The 18,741-nt window shown below is 72.8% G+C and carries 15 protein-coding genes; 8 read left to right on the forward strand and 7 right to left on the reverse strand.

Annotation, left to right across the window (positions count from 1 at the left end; genetic code table 11):
• Positions 1-50: 50 nt before the first annotated feature.
• The 3 genes from ACIQFU_RS13475 to ACIQFU_RS13485 form a co-directional block, all read right to left on the reverse strand.
• Entirely contained in the window at positions 51-1,382 is a 1,332-nt protein-coding gene (locus tag ACIQFU_RS13475) for a M20/M25/M40 family metallo-hydrolase (RefSeq protein ID WP_402551184.1), read from the reverse strand.
• Positions 1,375-2,208: a M55 family metallopeptidase gene (locus tag ACIQFU_RS13480; protein WP_402551185.1), complete on the reverse strand. Its 834-nt coding sequence runs from the start codon at positions 2,206-2,208 to the stop codon at positions 1,375-1,377. The genes ACIQFU_RS13475 and ACIQFU_RS13480 overlap by 8 nt, the downstream gene beginning before the upstream one ends.
• Before the next feature lie 100 nt (positions 2,209-2,308).
• Positions 2,309-3,034 carry a class I SAM-dependent methyltransferase gene (locus ACIQFU_RS13485; protein WP_402551186.1) on the reverse strand — a complete coding sequence of 242 codons (726 nt, stop codon included), beginning with the start codon at positions 3,032-3,034 and terminating at the stop codon, positions 2,309-2,311.
• A gap of 196 nt (positions 3,035-3,230) precedes the next feature.
• Here ACIQFU_RS13485 and ACIQFU_RS13490 point away from each other — a divergent pair, with 196 nt between their 5' ends.
• Entirely contained in the window at positions 3,231-3,488 is a 258-nt protein-coding gene (locus ACIQFU_RS13490) for a hypothetical protein (RefSeq protein WP_402551188.1), read from the forward strand.
• Between the two features lie 21 nt (positions 3,489-3,509).
• Here ACIQFU_RS13490 and ACIQFU_RS13495 read toward each other — a convergent pair whose 3' ends face one another.
• The 3 genes from ACIQFU_RS13495 to ACIQFU_RS13505 all read right to left on the reverse strand — a co-directional run bounded on the left by ACIQFU_RS13495 (position 3,510) and on the right by ACIQFU_RS13505 (position 9,174).
• Positions 3,510-5,996 (reverse strand): SpoIIE family protein phosphatase, encoded by a 2,487-nt coding sequence (locus ACIQFU_RS13495; RefSeq protein WP_402551190.1) that lies wholly within the window; start codon positions 5,994-5,996, stop codon positions 3,510-3,512.
• 145 nt (positions 5,997-6,141) lie between these two features.
• Positions 6,142-8,580, reverse strand: a complete 2,439-nt coding sequence (locus ACIQFU_RS13500; protein WP_402551192.1) for an MFS transporter — start codon at positions 8,578-8,580, stop codon at positions 6,142-6,144.
• A 150-nt stretch (positions 8,581-8,730) separates the two neighbouring features.
• On the reverse strand, positions 8,731-9,174 hold the full coding sequence (locus ACIQFU_RS13505; RefSeq protein WP_402551194.1) for an SRPBCC family protein: 444 nt from the start codon (positions 9,172-9,174) through the stop codon (positions 8,731-8,733).
• A gap of 161 nt (positions 9,175-9,335) precedes the next feature.
• On the opposite strand from ACIQFU_RS13505, the gene ACIQFU_RS13510 reads away from it, so the two are divergent.
• From ACIQFU_RS13510 to ACIQFU_RS13525, 4 genes are all read left to right on the forward strand, one after another.
• Positions 9,336-10,382, forward strand: coding sequence for an Rv2578c family radical SAM protein (locus ACIQFU_RS13510; RefSeq protein WP_402551195.1), 1,047 nt, complete (start codon positions 9,336-9,338; stop codon positions 10,380-10,382).
• 144 nt (positions 10,383-10,526) lie between these two features.
• Positions 10,527-12,116: an alpha/beta hydrolase gene (locus tag ACIQFU_RS13515; protein ID WP_402551197.1), complete on the forward strand. Its 1,590-nt coding sequence runs from the start codon at positions 10,527-10,529 to the stop codon at positions 12,114-12,116.
• A gap of 43 nt (positions 12,117-12,159) precedes the next feature.
• Positions 12,160-12,558 carry a RidA family protein gene (locus ACIQFU_RS13520; RefSeq protein ID WP_402551199.1) on the forward strand — a complete coding sequence of 133 codons (399 nt, stop codon included), beginning with the start codon at positions 12,160-12,162 and terminating at the stop codon, positions 12,556-12,558.
• Positions 12,559-12,584: 26 nt separating this feature from the next.
• Positions 12,585-13,088, forward strand: coding sequence for a GNAT family N-acetyltransferase (locus ACIQFU_RS13525; protein WP_402551396.1), 504 nt, complete (start codon positions 12,585-12,587; stop codon positions 13,086-13,088).
• Positions 13,089-13,329: 241 nt separating this feature from the next.
• Here the strand turns inward: ACIQFU_RS13525 and ACIQFU_RS13530 are convergent, their stop codons facing one another.
• Complete coding sequence (locus ACIQFU_RS13530; protein WP_402551201.1) at positions 13,330-13,923, reverse strand: adenylosuccinate lyase; 594 nt, start codon at positions 13,921-13,923, stop codon at positions 13,330-13,332.
• A gap of 381 nt (positions 13,924-14,304) precedes the next feature.
• Here ACIQFU_RS13530 and ACIQFU_RS13535 point away from each other — a divergent pair, with 381 nt between their 5' ends.
• From ACIQFU_RS13535 to ccrA, 3 genes are all read left to right on the forward strand, one after another.
• Positions 14,305-16,110 carry a 3-hydroxyacyl-CoA dehydrogenase family protein gene (locus ACIQFU_RS13535; protein ID WP_402551203.1) on the forward strand — a complete coding sequence of 602 codons (1,806 nt, stop codon included), beginning with the start codon at positions 14,305-14,307 and terminating at the stop codon, positions 16,108-16,110.
• Positions 16,111-16,246: 136 nt separating this feature from the next.
• Entirely contained in the window at positions 16,247-17,062 is an 816-nt protein-coding gene (locus ACIQFU_RS13540) for a TetR family transcriptional regulator (protein WP_402551204.1), read from the forward strand.
• A 324-nt stretch (positions 17,063-17,386) separates the two neighbouring features.
• On the forward strand, positions 17,387-18,730 hold the full coding sequence (gene ccrA, locus ACIQFU_RS13545) for a crotonyl-CoA carboxylase/reductase (protein ID WP_402551205.1): 1,344 nt from the start codon (positions 17,387-17,389) through the stop codon (positions 18,728-18,730).
• Positions 18,731-18,741 lie beyond the last annotated feature (11 nt).

Raw genomic sequence — 18,741 nt, forward strand, 5'->3', positions numbered from 1 at the left:
CCGGGTTCCGGATCCCGGGTTGCGGGGCCCGCGTACCGGTCCCCGGGTCTTTACGCCGTGCGCAGGAAACGGTCCAGGACACGGACTCCGAAGTGCAGCGCCTCGACGGGGACCCGTTCGTCCACGCCGTGGAAGAGGGCCTGGTAGTCGAAGCCCTCGGGCAGCTTCAGCGGCGCGAAGCCGTACCCGGTGATGCCGAGCCGCGAGAACTGCTTGGCGTCCGTGCCGCCTGACATGCAGTACGGCACGACGTGCCCCTCGGGCGCGAACTCCTCCACGGCCGCGCGCATCCGTGCGTACGTCGGCGAGTCCACCGGCGCCTGGAGCGCCACCTCGCGGTGGGCGAACTCCCAGTCCACGTCCGGCCCGGTGAGCCGGTCGAGGGTGTCGCGGAACTCGTCCTCGCCACCGTGCAGGAACCGCCCGTCGACGTGGGCGACGGCCTCGCCGGGGATGACGTTGACCTTGTACCCGGCGTCGAGCATGGTCGGGTTGCCGCTGTTGCGGACGGTGGCCTCGACCAGCTTGGCGGCGGGGCCGAGCTTGTCCAGCAGCGCGTCGACGTCGCTCAGGTCGGCCTCGATGCCGTAGACGGCGGCGATCTCGGTGAGGGCGGCGCGCACGGTCGGGGTCAGGCGCAGTGGCCACTGGTGGTCGCCGATGCGGGTGACGGCTGCGGCGAGCCGGGTGACCGCGTTCTCCCGGTTCACCTTCGATCCGTGCCCTGCCCGCCCGCGCGCGGTGAGCTTGAGCCAGCCCGTACCGCGCTCACCGGCGGCGATGGGATAGAACTGCCGCCCGGCCCCGTCGTGGAAGGTGAACGCCCCGGACTCGCTCACGCCCTCGGTGCAGCCCTCGAACAGGGCGGCGTGCCGGTCGGCGAGGAAGCCGGAGCCGTCCTCGGCGCTGGCCTCCTCGTCCGCGGTGAAGGCGATCACCACGTCCCGCCGGGGCCGTATGCCCTGCCGGGCCCAGTCGCGGACGACCGCGAGGATCATCGCGTCCATGTTCTTCATGTCGACCGCACCGCGCCCCCAGACGACGCCGTCGCGGATCTCCCCGGAGAACGGGTGCACGCTCCAGTCGGCGGGCTCGGCGGGCACCACGTCCAGGTGACCGTGGACCAGCAGCGCGCCGGCCGACGGGTCGGTGCCCTCGATGCGGGCCACGACGTTGGCGCGGCCCTCGGTCCGCTCCAGGAGCGTGGGCTCGATCCCGGCCTCGGCGAGCCGCGCGGCGGCGTACTCGGCGGCGGGCCGCTCCCGGCAGTCGCCGCCGCCCCGGTTGGTGGTGTCGATGCGGATCAGCTCGGAGGTGAACCGGACGACCTCGTCCAGCGCCTGCTCGCCGGTGTCGGGTCCGGTGCCCGGGTGCTCAGCCATACTGCTCCTCCACCGCTGCCGAGACGATCGTCGTGACCGCCTTGAACGTCCGGATGGCCTCGAACATCGTGTCGTGGGTGTACGCCACCTTGCGCTCCCCGACCTGCGCCACCCCGGGCACCACGGTCGAGGCCGCCGCGAGGTGCTCGGCGTCGAACTCCAGGGCGAGGGTGAACGGCCCGCCGGTCACCGGTTCGTGGCGCACCGCGAGCGTCGCCGCCTCCTTGGCTGCGGCGCGGATGTCGGCGGCGGTCCTGGCCGGCGTACGGCACACGGCCGCGTACCGCGACACGTGGTCCTTGACCGCGACCTTCCGCGCCTCCGGCGCGTACCCGAGCGCGTCCTCGCAGGCCACGTCGTCGCCGGTGACCAGCACCACCGGCACGCCGTACTCGGCGACCACGTGCGCGTTCAGCAGACCCTCGCTGGCCCGTACGTCGTTGAGCCAGACGCCGGTGAGCTGGTTGGCGAGGTAGGTGTGCGCGAGGACGCCCTCCATGCCGGCGCCCGCGTGGTAGCCGACGAACGCGATGCCGTCCACGTCCCCGTGCTGGACGCCCTCCACCATGGACAGCGCCTTGTGGCGCCCGGTGAGCATCTGCGTGCGCTCGTCGAGCCGCTCCAGGAGCAGGTTGCGCATGGTCCAGTGCGCCTCGTTGACCAGTACCCCGTCGGCACCTCCGTCGAAGAATCCCTGCACGGCCGCGTTCACGTCCGAGGTGAACATCGACCGGCACCGCTCCCACTGCGGCGTCCCGGGCAGCACGTCGGCCGGCCAGGTGACACCGGTGGCGCCTTCCATGTCGGCGCTGATGAGGATCTTCATGTGGCGTCACGTTACGCGGTCCCGCCGAGCCTCAGCCAGGCCTGTGGATAACTCTCACCGGTCCAGACCAATAACCGGTCGGCCCTGGTCAGACCCCACCTCACGCGCTCCGGCTGGCCACCACCCACGTCGACGGCAGCTCGATGCGGGTGCCGTCCGGCGTGTACTCCGTGGTGACCAGCGGAAGTTCCCCGCCGGCCAGGACGGTGAGTCCGGCCGCGCGGAGGTACTCGGGCACCGCTTCGTCGGGGACGGCCGCGGGGGTCAGCCCGTGGCGTAGCACGGGGGCGAGTTTGGCGGGTGGGCCGGCGGGGCCCTGGGCCAGGCCCGTCAGGACGCTCTTGGCCGCCTGGGCGGGCTCCACCAGGAAGGCGCGGCCGCGTGCGCCGAGGAGCGCGGCGAGGGCGTCGGCCAGGGGCTGGCGGTCGTCGGGCTCGCACTGGTGCAGGACCCCGCGGACGTAGACGTTGGCGTCGCCCAGCTCCGCGTGCAGGGTCTCCGCCTCCGCCTTGTCGGCGGCGTCCAGCTGCCGGTACACGGCCAGCCCGGCCGGGTCGGCGTGGCGGGCGTGTTCGAGGGCGGCGGCGGACAGGTCGGCGCCGACGACGTGCGGGAAGCGCTCGGCGAGATAGCGGGTCTGGGTGCCGTTGCCGCAGCCCAGGTCGATCAGCGGCAGGCCGGGCTCGGTCAGGTGCGGTTCGAAGTGGGCCAGATGGCGACCGGCGGTCAGGGTCGGCTCCGCGTCCCAGAACACCGCCCCCCGGTTCTCGGGGGCCTCGCTCCAGAAGCCCTCCCAGGCGTCCCGGTACCGACTCGTCACGCTCATCCGCGTCTCCCCAGGTGCGACGACGTACGGCCCGCCGACGACGACGGGTCCGTACGGTGTATCGCGCCCGGCGCACGGCCACAAGCGCCCGGCGCATTCCTTCACGGGTCGTTCGCGCCGGCGGATACGGGCCCGCACGGCCCGCGTCCGGTAGATTGCGGCGGCCGGACAGAGGGTGAGGGGGCTCGTGGAACTCATGGGCGCCGGAAGGTACCGGGACATCGAGGTCGCGGACATGCCGCCGGCGGTGGCCGCCGTGCTGGGCGTGCTCCTCCTGGCGCTGTTCGCCGGCCTCATCCGGTACTTGACGAGGCTCGACCACACGAAGCTCAGGGACCCACGCGCCCGGGCCCGGGCCGAGCGGCGCGCGAAGAGCCTGCGCCGGCAGCGTGAGCTGCGCGCCCGACGCGAATCGCTGCAACGCAGGGCGGAACGGCGGCGGCGCGACGACTGACCGCCGTGCGGTGGGCCGGTGCTAGCGCCGCCGCGCGGGCAGTGTCAGTTCGAACCACACCGTCTTGCCCGCGTTGGTGCGGCTGGCGCCCCACTCGCGGGCCAGGGTGCTGACGACCCGCAGCCCGCGCCCGGTCTCGTCCTCGGGGCCCGCGCTCTTCAGGGCCGGCAGGTCGTGGTCGTCGTCGTCCACCTCGCACAGCAGCGTGTCGGCGCGCACCAGGCGCAGTTCGACGGGGCGGGCGCGGGAGTGGCGGACGGCGTTGGTGACGAGCTCGCTGACCATCAGCTCCGCCGGTCCGGCCAGCTTCGGCAGCCCCCAGTCGTGGAGTTGCTCGCGGACCGCCGCACGGGCGCGGCCCACCTCGGCCGGGTCGCGGGCGAGGCGCCACTCGGCGACGGCGTCGGGCTCGATGCCGGTCAGCCTGGCCATCAGCAGGGCGACGTCGTCCTTGCGGCCGCCTCGGATGCCCAGGGCGTGGATGATGGTGTCGCAGGCGTCGTCCATGGACGCGGCCGGGTGGGCGGCGGACTCACAGAGGGTGGCGAGGCCGACGCCGATGTCCTCGCCGCGCACCTCCACCAGGCCGTCGGTGCACATCACCAGCCGGTCGCCGGGCGCCACCGGCACGCGCACCGACTCGAAGGGCACCCCTCCCACGCCGATCGGCGCCCCCGTCGGCAGGTCGATCAGCTCGCTGGCGCCGTCCTCGGCACGGACCAGGACGGGCGGGATGTGGCCGGCGTTGGCGAGGTGCAGTTCACCGGCGACGGGGTCGTACACGGCGTACAGGCAGGTCGCGAGGTGGGTGTCGCCGAGCCGCTGGGCGAGGTCGTCGAGGTTGCGCAGGAGCTGGGCGGGCGGCAGGTCGAGGGCGGCCATGGTCTGGACGGCGGTGCGCAGTTGCCCCATCATCGCGGCGGAGCCCAGGCCGTGGCCCATGACGTCGCCGACGACGAGGGCGGTGCGGGCGCCGGGCAGCTTGACCGCGTCGAACCAGTCGCCGCCGACCCGGCCGAGCAGCGTGCCCGGCAGATAGCGGGTGGCGATGTCGCAGCCGGCCATGCGCGCGGGGATGTGCGGCAGCATGCTGTCCTGGAGCGTCTCGGCGACGTTCTCCTGGTGGGTGTACATGCGCGCGTTGTCCAGCACGAGCCCCGCGCGGGCGGCGAGTTCGGCGCCGGTGACGCGGTCCATGTCGTTGAAGACGGCCCGCTCGGGATGCCGGAGCAGGATCATGAAGCCGAGCACGACCTGGCGTGCCTTCAGCGGCACCAGCAGCATCGAGCGGCCCGTGATGAGCGGCCGGATGTCCCGCTTCTCGAACTGGGAGGCGATGGCGTGGCCCATCTCCTCGGTGATGCGGGGCACCAGGACCGGCTCACCGCTGGTCATGCACTGGAAGAAGGGGGTGTGCGCCGGGAAGGGCATCGCCTCGCCGACCGGTACGACGTCGTCCCAGCGGCCGGGTTCGTCGGTGTGCTCCAGGGCGACCCGGTGCCACATGGTGGTGGTGTCCGGCACTCCGTCGGGGAAGCCCTCCCCCGCGACGACCTGTTCGCGCAGATAGGTGCCGGCGACGTCGGTGAAGCGCGGGACGACCGCCCGGCTGACCTCGACGACGGTCCGCGAGAGGTCCAGCGAGGTGCCGATCGCGCCGCTGACCTCGTTGAGGAACTCAAGGCGCTCGCGGACCGCCGCGTACTCCAGGTCCTCGGCCTCGTCCCGCAGTTCCTCCGGCACCGGTTCGCCGGCCGCCAGTGCGCGCGCGGCCCGCTCACGGCGCGCCCGGCGCTCGGCACGCCGGGGAACGCCCCAGTCGGGGGTGACGGGCACCCGGTCGTTCTGGCTGAACTCCAGGATCGGGTAGCCCAGTTCGAGGACCTGAGCGACGATCCGGGCGCTCTCGCCGACGCTCATGCTGGGCAGGATCTCGGGGAGGCGGCGGGCGAGTTCGTCGGCGCCGGGGAAGTCGGTGTGCAGGGCGAATCCGGGCGCGATCCGCTCGACGACGGCCGGCTCCACGCTCCCGTCGGCGTAGTCCCGCCGCAGCCCGTCCGCGCCGACGGCCAGCACGAGCAGCCGCTCCGGGCCGGGTCCCACCAGGGGGTACGCCCACCAGAGCACGTCGACGCGGTCGTCGGCCGGCACGGTCAGCCGGGCGCGGCCGGCCGCCGGGTAGGACGACCGCCCGTCGAGGGAGGACTCCAGGCCGGGCCCGAGGCCGTCGTCGTCGGTGTACGAGCCGTAGGCCGGGTCGTCGTCCACGGCGCCGCCCCCGGGGAGCACGCCCGAGACGGGCAGCAGGTCGGGGGCGGGCCGGCCGATCGCCTCTTCCTTGGGCAGCCCGAACAGCCGCCGTGCGCCTCGGCTCCAGTGGGAGACCAGCCCGTCGCGGTCGACCACGACGACGGCCAGCGGGACGCGGCCCGTCACGGGGTCGGCCGGCACGGTGTCGGGTCCGGCCGGGTGGCCGGGAGGTGTGTCCCGCTCGGTGCCATGGTCCATGGCGTCAGGCCCTCTCTGCCCACGGCTCCGCAAGATCTGTGTCGCCGTCACCACCGTACGGTGGTGGCCGGTGACCATGTGCGGCAACGGGGGAATTGGTGACGCTCGAACACACCGGCGCGCGCCCCCGCGCCGGTGGCCGGTCTCAGTCCTCGTGCCCGAGTTGCAGGTCGCGCTCGGTGCGGCCGCCGCCGGCCACCTGGAGCACGGTCGCGACGGGCGGGTATCCGGCCGCGATGACGGTGTACTCGCCGGACGACAGGTCGACGAACCGGAAGGTGCCGTCGGGCCCGGTGGTCAGGGTGTCCACCACGTTGCCCGCCGCGTCGAGCAGCGTGACGCGCGCGTCCTCGACGGCCCGTCCGCCACTGGCCCGCACGGTGCCGCGCAGCACGGCGCCGCCGGCCAGTTCGACGTCCTGGCGGGTCTCCCGGGCGGCCTGGACGCTGACCGGCAGTGCGGCCGGGCGGAAGGCGGGGGCACTGGCGGCGAGGGTGTACTCGCCGGCCACCAGCTCGGTGATGACGTAGCCGCCCTCGCGGCCGCTGCGGGTGGTGGAGACGACCTCGCCGTGGACGTTGGTGAGGGTGACGATCGCGTCGCGCACGGGGCTGCCGTCGGCGGTGAGCACGCTGCCGGCCAGGCGCCCGGCGCCGCCGAGGACCACGTCCAGTTCCACCGGGCGTTCGCCCACGGTCACGGAGACGGCCTGCGGCTGGTGGCCGCCGGCCGCGGCGATCAGGACGTACGCCCCGGAGCCGGGTGTGGCCAGCGCGTACCGCCCGTCGTCGCCGCTGGCTCCGCGGCCGATCTGCTGACCGCCGACGTCGATGAGAGTGAGCGCGGCGCGGGGCACGACGGTGCCGTCGGGGTGCTGCACCGTGCCGCAGACGGGGATGCCGCCGGCGTAGGGCGACCGGGCCGGCGGGACCTGGGCGGCCGGCTGCGCCTGTGGTGCGGTCTCCGGCTCGGTGACGGGGGCGTTGTGGGACACCAGGGGTTTCTCCTTGAGGAAGAGGGCGATGAGGAGCCCGAGGACGAGCACCGGCACCAGGTAGAGGAAGATCCGCGGCATGGCGTCGGCGTACGCCGCGATGTAGGCGTCGCGCAGTGCCGGGGGCAGGGAGTGGACGAGTTGTGGGGTGATGGCCTCGGCGTCGGGGAGCCCGCCCGCCGCGTCGGTGGGGATCCGGTCGGCCAGGGCGTCGGTGAGCCGGCCCGCGAAGAGGGTGCCGAAGACGGCCGCGCCGACGCTGCCGCCGATCTGCCGGAAGTAGTTGTTGGCGCTGGTGGCGGTGCCCAGGTCGGTGGGGCGTACGGAGTTCTGGACGGCGAGGACCAGGACGGGCATCACCATGCCGATGCCGGCACCGAGGACGGCCATCCAGATGCTGTAGTGCAGCCGGGGCGTGTCGGTGCCGAGGCGGGAGAGCAGCCACATGCCCACGACGGACAGCGCGCTGCCGAGGATCGGGTGGATCCGGTAGTGACCGGTGCGGCTGATGAGCTGTCCGGAGATGATCGAGGCGCCGACGACGCCGCCCATCATCGGCAGCATCAGCAGGCCGGACTCGGTGGCGCTGGCGCCGTCGACCATCTGGAGGAAGGTCGGCAGGTAGCTGGCGGCGCCGAACAGGGCGACGCCGATGACGAGGCCGACCAGAGCGGTGACGTTGAAGATGGAGTCCCGGAACAGGCGCAGCGGGATCAGCGGTTCCGGTGCGAAGCGCTCGGCGACCAGGAAGAGCAGGGCGCTGCCGACGGCTCCGGCGGCGAGACCGAGGATCGTCTTCGACCCCCACGCGTACTCGGTGCCGCCCCAGCTGGTGAGCAGCACCAGACAGGTGGAGGCGGCGGCGAGCAGCAGGGCGCCGAGGATGTCGAGGCGGGGTTTGACCCGCGGCCTGGGCAGCTTGAGGACGACGGCGACGACGGCCATGGTGACCAGCCCGAAGGGCACGTTGATGTAGAAGCACCAGCGCCAGGAGAGGTGGTCGGTGAAGTAGCCGCCCAGCAACGGGCCCGCAACCGAGGCGAGTCCGAAGGCGGCGCCGATCAGGCCCATGAAGCGGCCGCGCTCGCGGGGCGGCACGATGTCCGCGATGATCGCCTGCACGCCGATCATCAGGCCGCCGGCGCCGACGCCCTGGACCGCGCGGAAGGCGATCAGCTGGTCCATGCTCTGCGCGCGTCCGGCGAGCGCGGAGCCGACGACGAAGACGAGGATGGCGAACTGGAAGACGCCCTTGCGTCCGAAGAGGTCGCCGAGCTTGCCGTAGATCGGCAGGCCGATGGTCGAGGTGAGCAGGTACGCGGTGATCGCCCAGGACATCCGGTCCAGGCCGTGCAGCTCGCCGACGATCTTCGGCAGCGCCGTGGCGACGATCATCTGCTCCAGGGCAGCGAGCAGGAGCGCCAGCATCAGCCCGACGAAGACGAGCCGCACCCGGCGCGGGCTCAGTGCGGCGTCCGGCCCCGGGTCCGGCTCCCGCTCGGGTCCGGCGGCGGGCGGCTCGGGTGGCGCCTGGACCGCGACGGCCGGTCCGTCCTGCACCGGATCCTGCACCAGAGTGATCCCGCCCACGTACCGCTCCCCTCGTCACACCTGCTCACATTTGCCACCTGAGGCGACAACTGCGAACAAGTGCGACGAGTTACGGACGTACGACGGGTTCGCGCGGAGATCACTCGAACCGGTGAGGCGCCCAACGGACGCCGCGTGCTTGCCCTTTGGCTACTTCTCGACCTCGGCGGCGAGCTTGACGAGCATGGCGTCGTAGATCCGGCCGAGGCCCTTGGGCGCGAAGGTCTTCTCGAAGAAGCCGCCGACGCCGCCGGCACCCTGCCAGGTGGTGACCACGACGACCCGGGACCTGCCCTCGCCTGCGGGGGTGACCCGCCAGGTGGTGACCATGGAGGAGTTGCGGTCCTTCTCGACCAGCTCGCCGTCGGTCGGCTCGGTGACCTCCAGCAGGCAGTCCCGGATGCGCTTGCTGGTGGCCTGCAGCTTCCAGTGCACGAGGGTGCCCTCGCCGTCGCCGCCCTCACGGACCTCGTACTCGCTGAAGTGCTCGGGCAGCAGCTTCTCGCGGGTGCCGCTGTAGTCGGCGAGGGTGTCGAACACCGTCTCCGCGTCCGCTGCGACGATCCGCTCCGTCGTCGCCTCGACCTGCGCCATCGGGTTCCTCCAGGGCCTGGTTCTCGGGTTCGGGGCAAGCCAACCACCCCACCGCGCGGCCACCAAATCGGGGGGCGTGAAGCGGCCCCGCGCGACTCACCCGCACGATCAAGGGAACAAGTGTTCTATTGTGTCGGCCAGTGCTACCGAGGAGGCCGAAAATGCGCTGGGAGAACCTCACGGACTCCGACCACGCCCGGGCGGCGGACACCGCGCTGTTCGGCGCGGACGCCGTCGTCACCCGCACGTTCGACACGCCCGAGTTCAGAGGCGTCACCTTCCACGAGGTGCGGGCCCGCTCGATCCTGAACCGGGTGCCGGGGGCCTCGCGCATGCCGTTCGAGTGGACGGTGAACCCCTACCGGGGCTGCACGCACGCGTGCGTCTACTGTTTCGCGCGCAAGACGCACAGCTACCTGGACCTCGACACGGGGCTCGGTTTCGACTCTCAGATCGTCGTCAAGGTGAACGCGCCCGAGCTGCTGCGCCATCAGCTGGCCTCGCGCCGCTGGCAGGGCGAGCACGTCGCGATGGGCACCAACGTCGACTGCTACCAGCGCGCGGAGGGGCGCTACCGGCTGATGCCGGGCATCATCGAGGCCCTGACCGAGCGGGCGAACCCCTTCTCGATCCTCACCAAGGGCACGCTGATCCTGCGCGACCTGGACCTGCTGACGCGGGCGGCCCGGGTGACGGACGTCGGGATCTCGGTCTCGGTGGGCTTCACCGACGCGGAGCTGTGGCGCACCGTGGAGCCGGGCACCCCCGCCCCGGAGCGCCGCCTGGAGGTCGTACGGGCCCTCGGCGAGCGCGGCATCGGCTGCGGAGTGCTGATGGCGCCGGTCATCCCCTTCCTCGGCGACGAGCCGGCCCAGCTGAGGGCCACCGTGCGCGCCGTCGCCGCCGCCGGCGCCACCTCGGTGACGCCCCTGGTGCTGCATCTGCGCCCGGGCGCCCGCGAGTGGTTCATGGCCTGGCTCGGCCGGCACCACCCGCACCTGGTCCGCCGGTACGAGCGGCTGTACGCGGACGGTGCCTACGCCCCGAAGTGGTACCAGCGCCGGATCACGCGCCAGGTGCACGATCTGGCCCGCGAGTACGGCATCGGTCCCACGCGCGCGGGGACGCCCCGGCGGATCGCCGAGCAGGATCCCGCGCGGCCGGCCGGGGCCGCGACCACCGAGCCGGTCCAGCTCTCGCTCATCTGAGTGCATTGGAGGGCATCCTTCGGCCCAACCGGGTCAAGTATCGACAGCTCGCGTTCTTCCCGAGGCGCTCGCCGGGACGATGCGGCGAGGACCGCGACCGCGCGGACCGCAGCCTCTCCGTCCTGGGAGTCCTGGGAGAACGCCATGAGACAACGCGCAGCCGTGCTGTGCGGCGCCGCCGTCATCGCCGCCGGGACCGTCACGGCCGTCCCCGCCGGGGCCACCGCCCCGCGGCCCGCCCGCCCCGCGACCGCCGCACCCGCGACGGACCTGCACTGGAAGAAGTGCGCCACCGAGGACTACCCGACGCTCCAGTGCGCGTCCCTGAAGGTGCCGCTCGACCACGCGCGCCCGCACGGGAGGCAGATCACGCTGGCACTGTCCCGCGTCCCGCACACCGCCAGGACGTACCAGGGCCCCCTGCTGGTGAATCCCGGCGGCCCCGGCGGCAGCGGGCTGACCCTCGCCGGGTTCGTGGCGTCCTCCCTGCCCGCGAAGGTGGCCGCCCAGTACGACGTCGTCGGCTTCGACCCGCGCGGGGTGGGCAGGAGCAGTCCCGCGCTGGACTGCCTGCCGGGGCACTTCGACCCCGTGCGCCCCGACTCGCTGCCGGACACGCCGGACGTCGAGCGGGCCAACCTCACGCGCGCGAAGTCCTTCGCCGACGCCTGCGGCGACAAGTACGCGGACGTGCTGCCGTACATCGACACCGTGAGCGCCGCGCGGGACGTGGACGCGATCCGGGCGGCGCTCGGCACGGAGAAGCTCAACTACTTCGGCTACTCGTACGGCACCTACCTGGGCGCCGTCTATGCCAGGCTCTACCCGGACCGGGTGCGGCGGCTGGTCCTGGACTCGGTCGTCGGCCCCGGCGACGTCTGGTACGACGCCAACCTCGAGCAGGACCTCGCCTTCAACGACCGCCACCGGGCGTTCCTGGCCTGGATCGCCGGGCACGACGCGGCGTACGGGCTGGGCACCGACCCGGAGCGGGTCGAGACGGCGTGGTACGCCATGCGGGCGGCGCTCGCGGAGAAGCCCGCCGGAGGGAAGGTCGGCGCCTCCGAGCTGGAGGACACCTACATGCCCGGCGGGTACTACAACGGCTACTGGCCCTACCTGGCCGAGGCCTTCGCCGCGTACGTCAACGACGAGGACAGCGGCCCGCTGGTCGAGGCGTACGAGAACTTCGGCGCCCTGGACGCCTCCGGGGACAACGGGTACAGCGTCTACACCGCGGTGGAGTGCCGCGACGCGAGCTGGCCGCGCGACTGGGACGAGTGGCGCGACGACAGCTGGGACCTGTACGGGAAGGCGCCCTTCATGGTGTGGAACAACGCCTGGTACAACGCCCCGTGCGCGTTCTGGTCCGCGGAGTCCCGGCAGCCGGTGGACGTCGCCAACGACGAGCTGCCCCCGGCGCTGCTGTTCCAGGCGACCGGCGACGCGGCGACCCCCTACGAGGGCGGTGTCGCCGCGCACCGACTGCTGCGCGGCTCCGGCCTCGTCGTCGAGGAGGGCGGCGGGAACCACGGCATCACGCTGAGCGGGAACGACTGCCTGGACCGGCACCTGGCCGCCTACCTGGCCGACGGCACCGTGCCGCACGGCGACGGCGGCGAGGCCGACGCGGTGTGCCCGGCGCTGCCGGACCCGAAGCCGCTGGAGTCCAAGGCGGCTTCGACGTCCTCGCGCGGTTCCACCCTGCACGGGCTACTCGGCTTCCGCGGCTGACCCCCGGGGCGGCGTTGTCGGTGCCGTGGTCCACGATGGACCCATGAGCGAGCTGACCAGGATCACCGCCCCCGAGGGCGTCGCCCCCGCCGCGCAGTACACCCATGTCGTCCTCGGCACCGGGCGGTTCGTGGCCGTCTCGGGGCAGCTCGCCCTGGACGAGGACGGCAAGGTGGTCGGCGAGGGCGATCCCGCGGCCCAGGCCCGCCAGGTGTTCGAGAACCTGCGCCGGTGTCTGGCCTCGGCCGGGGCGAGCTTCGACGACGTGGTGAAGCTGACCTTCTTCGTCACGGACATGGCGCACATGGGTGCGATCCGCGCGGCCCGCGCCGAGCACATACCGGACGACCGGCTGCCGGCCGCCTCGGCGGTGCAGGTGGGCGCGCTGGTGCGGCCGGAGTTCCTCATGGAGATCGAGGCGTTCGCGGTGGTGTCCGCGTGAGCCACCCGCCGGTGCGGGTGCGGGAGATGGCCCTCGCCGACTGCGACAGCGTGGGCCGGATCCGCGTCCGGGGCTGGCAGACCGCGTACCGGGGGCTGATGCCGCAGCGGTACCTCGACGCCATGGACCCCGCCGCCGACGCCGAGCGGCGCCGCGGTCTGTTCGCCCGGTCCCGGGAGGACGTGGTCAACCTGGTCGCCGAGGACGACGGCGGCGAGGTCGTCGGCTGGGCCTGCCACGGTCCCTACCGGGACGGTGAGGTGCGCACCGCGGACGCCGAGTTGTACGCCCTCTACGTCGACGACGCACGGTTCGGCACGGGCGTCGGGCAGGCGCTGCTGCGCGAGTCGGTGCGCCGGTGCGAGGGTGCCGGGCACCTGCGCATGCTGCTGTGGGTGCTCAAGGGCAACGCCCGCGCCCGGCGTTTCTACGAACGGGCGGGCTTTCGCCCCGACGGCACCGAGGAGCCCTTCACGGTGGAGCGGGTCGCGGTGCCGGAGGTGCGGTACACCCGGTCGCTGGTGGGCTGACGCCCCGTCACGACGCGGCACCGGACGAAGGCCGCTCGGCCACGGCCACGGTCCCCAGCCCCCTTCGGCGGCTCCTCGGTCCCGACTCCGGCACCGGTCGGTGCTCCTTCACCGTCGCCGTACCGGTCGGCGGCCCTTCACCACGGCGGCCACCGGCACCGGCCGGCCGCTCCCCGGTCCTCACCCGGGCGCGGGTGACGGCTCCTCACCGCCGCCCGCCCCGGTACCGGCCGGGCGCCCGTCAGCGCTGCCCCGGGATGCGCGCCAGCGCCCGGACCGCCGCCTCGGCCAGCGCCGGGTGGGCGAGTGCGTCGTTCAGGACGGGAGCGGCGCGGTCGTCGCCGAGGGTGCCGAGGCCCTCGACGCAGGCCAGCGCGACGCGCCGGTACGGGTCGTGCGGGCGCAGCCTCCGCTGGAGTGTGGTGATCAACGCGGGCACGGCTTCGGGGGCTCGCAGCTCGACCAGCAGCCGTACCGGATGCAGGGCGTAGGCGACCCGCAGCTCGTTGGTGGCGAGCGCTGCGGCGGCGCGGGCGGTGCGCGGGTCGCCGAGGCGGGCCAGGGCATGGGCGGCCGAGGCGCAGCGCGGCGGATCGCGGTGGTTGAGCAGCAGCACGAGCGACTCGAAGGCCCGCCGGTCCCCCGCGACCCCCAGCCGGAAGGCGGCCAGCTCCCGGGCCCACAGCGGGTGTCCCGGCTCGGTGAGCACCGCGGCCAGCTCGTCGTGGTCCCCGCTCGCCACGAGACGGTCGTACTGCGCCGGGGCGCCCGGAGCACCCGACGCGGCCGACTCGGCCCGTAAGCGCTCAGTGAGCACTCGCAACTCTTCGTCCATGGCACCGAGGTTAGGCGCGTCACCCCATCCGTGGGACGTACATCACGAACACCGAGGGCTGGCGCGCTCGTTACCCGCGAGTTAACCTCAGACGAGCGGGTCATCCACTCGCAGCAACTCCTCACGGTGGTCTGGTGACGCAACCACCGGGAGAGCAGTCGGTCCGGTACCTCGGGTACCGCATCAGGACTCGGCCTCGGGACAGGGCCGGTCACAGGCCGCCGGGCGGGCGTGTGCGCGCCCTCCGCGACGGCACCGGGCGTGTGCGCTTCGAGCCCGGCGACACCCGCACTCCTTCCTGACTTTCCCACGCACCCGGTGCGCCGCGACGGCGCACCCGGGCGTGCTCCCGTCGTCACCCCTCATTCCTGGAGTCCCGCGATGGCCACTCCCCTGTCCGACACCCCTCTGTCCCCGCTCCGGACCGTCGCCGTCGTCGGCCTCGGCACCATGGGCACCGGCATCGCCGAGGTCCTGGCCGGGGCCGGCCGCGACGTCGTCGGCATCGACGTCAGCGAGGCGCAGGCCGTCAAGGCCGTCGCCGCGCTGGAGTCCTCCACCGCCCGGGCCGTCGAGCGCGGGCGGCTGACCGAGCGGGAGCGCGCCGCCGCCCTCGGCCGCGTCCGCACCTCCACCGACCTGCGGGCGGCCGCCGACGCCGACCTGGTGATCGAGGTGACCCCGGAGTCGTACGAGATCAAGCAGCGGGTCTTCCGGGAGCTGGACGGGATCGTGCGCCCGGAGGCGATCCTGGCGACCGGCACCAACGCGCTGTCCGTCACGCGCCTCGCCGCGGACTCGGCCCGCCCGGAGCGGGTGCTCGGCCTGCACTTCTTCAACCCGGCGCCGGCGATGAGGCTGGTGGAGGTCGTCTCCTCGGTGCTGACCGCTCCCGCCGCCGTCACGGCCGTCACCGACCTCGCCCTGGACCTGGGCAAGGAGCCGGTGGCGGTCGGGGACCGGCCCGGTTTCGTCGCGGACGGCCTGCTGTTCGGCTACCTCAACCAGGCCGCCGCGATGTACGAGGCGAACTACGCCTCCCGCGAGGACATCGACGCCGCGATGCGGCTCGGCTGCGGCCTGCCGATGGGGCCGCTGGCCCTGCTCGACCTGGTGGGCGTGGACACCGCGCGCACGGTCCTGGAGGCCATGTACGCCGCCTCCCACGACCGGCTGCACGCCCCCGCGCCGATCCTCAGGCAGCTCAGCGAGGCGGGCCTGACGGGGCGCAAGGCGGGCCGGGGCTTCTACACCTACGAGGCGCCCGGCAGCGCGGTCGTCGTGCCGGACGCGCCGACCCCGCACAAGAGGGACACCGGGGTCGGCGGCCGGCCGGTGCGCGCCGTCGGTGTGGCCGGTTCGGGAACCATGGCGTCCGGCATCGCGGAGGTGTTCGCCAAGGCCGGGTACGAGGTGGTGCTGGCCGCCCGCAGCGCGGAGAAGGCGCAGACGGCCAAGGCACGCATCGGCAAGTCCCTGGCCCGGTCGGTCGACAGGGGGCGGATGACGGCCGAGGCGGCCGCCCAGACGCTGGAGCTGATCACTCCGACGGGCACGTACGACGACTTCGCCGACGTCGACCTGGCCGTGGAGGCCGTCGCCGAGGACCTGGAGGTCAAGCGGCAGCTGTTCGGCACCCTTGACAAGGTCTGCAAGCCCGGCGCGGTGCTGGCCACCACCACGTCCTCCCTGCCGGTCGTCGCCTGCGCCCGCGCCACCTCGCGCCCGCAGGACGTGATCGGCATGCACTTCTTCAACCCGGCCCCGGCGATGAAGCTGGTCGAGGTGGTCCGGACGGTGCTGACCGCCGACGACGTGCACGCCACCGTCCACGAGGTCTGCGCCAAGGTGCGCAAGCACGCCGTGGACTGCGGCGACCGGGCCGGGTTCATCGTGAACGCGCTGCTGTTCCCGTACCTCAACAACGCGGTCAAGATGGTGCAGGAGCACTACGCGACCCTCGACGACATCGACGCGGCGATGAAGCTCGGCGGCGGCTACCCGATGGGCCCCTTCGAGCTGCTCGACGTGGTCGGCCTGGACGTGTCGCTGGCCATCGAGAAGGTCCTGCACCGGGAGTTCCGCGACCCGGGGCTGGCCCCCGCACCGCTGCTCGAGCACCTGGTGGCCGCGGGCTGCCTCGGCCGCAAGACGGGCCGCGGCTTCCGCGAGCATGCCCGCCGCTGAGCGGCCGGGCGACTGGTTCGGGTCCGAGGAGGGCTGGGGAGGGCTGCTCGGTCCGGCCGGCCCTCCCCCGCCCCGCGAGGGCGGGGGAATCCCCGGTCACGCGCATGATTGCGGCCGCATGCAGTACGTTCGGGTCATGTCCCAGCCCGCCAAGTCCTCACGTACCTCAGCCACGTCCGACGCTCCGGAGAGCACGGCCGGCAGCCGGGCCGCCGCCCAGCGGCTCAAAATGCGCCGGGAACTGGCGGCGGCGGCGATGGAGCTGTTCGCGACCAAGGGGTACGAGGCGACCACCGTCGACGAGATCGCGGCCCGCGCCGGGGTCGCCCGCCGCACCTTCTTCCGCCACTTCCGCTCCAAGGAAGAGGCGATCTTCCCGGACCACGACGACACCCTGGTGCGCGCGGAGGCGGTCCTCAACGCGGCGCCCGCGCACGAGCATCCGCTCGACACGGTGTGCCGCGGCATCAAGGAAGTCATGAAGATGTACGCGGCCCGGCCGGAGATCTCGGTCGCCCGCTACAAGCTGACGCGCGAGGTGCCCACGCTGCGCGAGGCGGAGATCGCGTCGGTGGCCCGTTACGAGCGTCTGTTCACCCGCTACCTGCTCGGCCACTTCGACGAGCACGCGCACGACGACGCCGCGGGCGACGACCCGCTGCTCGCGGAGGTCGCCGCGTCCGCCGTGGTCACCGCGCACAACCACGTGCTGCGGCGCTGGCTGCGGGCCGACGGGCAGGGCGACGTGGAGACCGAGCTGGACCACGCCTTCGCGATCGTGCGCAAGACCTTCGGCACCGGCATCGGGGCGGGGCGCGGCACCTCCGCCTCCGCGCGGCCGGCGGCCTCCTCGGCCTCCGTGCAGGGCGAGGTGCTGGTCACCGTGGCGCGCACCGACGCGCCGCTGCACGAGGTCATGCGCACCATCGAGCAGGCGCTCAAGGAGCGCTGACCGCCCCTTCCGCACTGTGACGACGGCCACCCACCGGGTGGCCGTTTTTGCATGTCGATGCCCGTTTTCCGCCCTCGGCGGGAGATGATTCGATCGATCATCGCTCATCTGTCGCGTAAAGATTTCATCTGAGAACAGTTTCTGGCACTCAGTGCCTTGCGGGGTGACACGCGGTGTCATACGTTGAAGGTGTCCGGGCTGTCCCCGCACCTCACCCCCTGCGCGCCCGAACGCCTGCGTCACAGGCACACACCCTCACCTCAGCAGCACCGACGTAACCCTCAGCGCCCCTCCCTCAGGGCGCTCACCGCCGGAGGCAACACCGTGACCGTGAAGGACATCCTGGACGCGATCCAGTCGCCCGACTCCACGAAGGCCGACATCGCCGCTCTCCCGCTGCCCGAGTCGTACCGCGCGATCACCGTGCACAAGGACGAGACCGAGATGTTCGCGGGCCTCGAGACCCGCGACAAGGACCCCCGCAAGTCGACCCACCTGGACGAGGTGCCGCTGCCCGAGCTGGGCCCGGGCGAGGCCCTGGTGGCCGTCATGGCCTCCTCGGTCAACTACAACTCGGTGTGGACCTCGATCTTCGAGCCGCTGTCCACCTTCGGGTTCCTGGAGCGCTACGGCCGGGTCAGCGAGCTCACCAAGCGACACGACCTGCCCTACCACATCATCGGCTCCGACCTGGCCGGCGTCGTCCTGCGCACCGGTCCGGGCGTCAACGCCTGGCAGGCGGGCGACGAGGTCGTCGCGCACTGCCTCTCCGTGGAGCTGGAGTCGTCCGACGGCCACAACGACACGATGCTCGACCCCGAGCAGCGCATCTGGGGCTTCGAGACCAACTTCGGCGGCCTCGCCGAGATCGCGCTGGTCAAGTCCAACCAGCTGATGCCGAAGCCGGACCACCTCAGCTGGGAGGAGGCCGCCGCCCCCGGCCTGGTCAACTCCACCGCCTACCGCCAGCTCGTCTCGCGCAACGGCGCCGGGATGAAGCAGGGCGACAACGTCCTCATCTGGGGCGCCAGCGGCGGACTCGGCTCCTACGCCACCCAGTTCGCCCTGGCCGGCGGCGCCAACCCGATCTGTGTCGTCTCCAGTGAGCAGAAGGCGGACATCTGCCGCTCGATGGGCGCCGACGCGATCATCGACCGCAACGCCGAGGGCTACAGGTTCTGGAAGGACGAGACCACCCAGGACCCCAAGGAGTGGAAGCGCTTCGGCAAGCGCATCCGTGAACTCACCGGCGGCGAGGACATCGACATCGTCTTCGAGCACCCCGGCCGCGAGACCTTCGGCGCCTCCGTCTTCGTCACCCGCAAGGGCGGCACCATCACCACCTGCGCCTCCACCTCGGGCTACATGCACGAGTACGACAACCGCTACCTGTGGATGTCCCTGAAGCGCATCATCGGCTCCCACTTCGCCAACTACCGCGAGGCCTGGGAGGCCAACCGCCTCATCGCCAAGGGCAAGATCCACCCGACGCTCTCCAAGGTGTACTCGCTGGAGGACACCGGCCAGGCGGCGTACGACGTCCACCGCAACCTCCACCAGGGCAAGGTCGGCGTGCTCTGCCTGGCGCCCGAGGAGGGCCTGGGCGTGCGCGACCAGGCTAAGCGTGCCCAGCACCTCGACGCCATCAACCGCTTCCGGAACATCTGACGGCGACGGAG

The sequence above is a fragment of the Streptomyces sp. NPDC093065 genome, assembly GCF_044754585.1.
Classification (GTDB): Bacteria; Actinomycetota; Actinomycetes; order Streptomycetales; family Streptomycetaceae; genus Streptomyces.

Bases quoted from the DNA above. Each gene is read 5' to 3' on its own strand.
- ACIQFU_RS13485 (WP_402551186.1), bottom strand. From the start codon at position 3,034: ATGAGCGTGACGAGTCGGTACCGGGACGCCTGGGAGGGCTTCTGGAGC.
- ACIQFU_RS13530 (WP_402551201.1), bottom strand. From the start codon at position 13,923: ATGGACGAAGAGTTGCGAGTGCTCACTGAGCGCTTACGGGCCGAGTCG.
- ACIQFU_RS13535 (WP_402551203.1), top strand. From the start codon at position 14,305: ATGGCCACTCCCCTGTCCGACACCCCTCTGTCCCCGCTCCGGACCGTC.
- ACIQFU_RS13515 (WP_402551197.1), top strand. From the start codon at position 10,527: ATGAGACAACGCGCAGCCGTGCTGTGCGGCGCCGCCGTCATCGCCGCC.
- ACIQFU_RS13510 (WP_402551195.1), top strand. From the start codon at position 9,336: ATGCGCTGGGAGAACCTCACGGACTCCGACCACGCCCGGGCGGCGGAC.
- ACIQFU_RS13475 (WP_402551184.1), bottom strand. From the start codon at position 1,382: ATGGCTGAGCACCCGGGCACCGGACCCGACACCGGCGAGCAGGCGCTG.
- ACIQFU_RS13505 (WP_402551194.1), bottom strand. From the start codon at position 9,174: ATGGCGCAGGTCGAGGCGACGACGGAGCGGATCGTCGCAGCGGACGCG.
- ACIQFU_RS13525 (WP_402551396.1), top strand. From the start codon at position 12,585: ATGGCCCTCGCCGACTGCGACAGCGTGGGCCGGATCCGCGTCCGGGGC.
- ACIQFU_RS13520 (WP_402551199.1), top strand. From the start codon at position 12,160: ATGAGCGAGCTGACCAGGATCACCGCCCCCGAGGGCGTCGCCCCCGCC.
- ACIQFU_RS13540 (WP_402551204.1), top strand. From the start codon at position 16,247: ATGTCCCAGCCCGCCAAGTCCTCACGTACCTCAGCCACGTCCGACGCT.
- ACIQFU_RS13480 (WP_402551185.1), bottom strand. From the start codon at position 2,208: ATGAAGATCCTCATCAGCGCCGACATGGAAGGCGCCACCGGTGTCACC.
- ACIQFU_RS13490 (WP_402551188.1), top strand. From the start codon at position 3,231: ATGGGCGCCGGAAGGTACCGGGACATCGAGGTCGCGGACATGCCGCCG.
- ACIQFU_RS13495 (WP_402551190.1), bottom strand. From the start codon at position 5,996: ATGGACCATGGCACCGAGCGGGACACACCTCCCGGCCACCCGGCCGGA.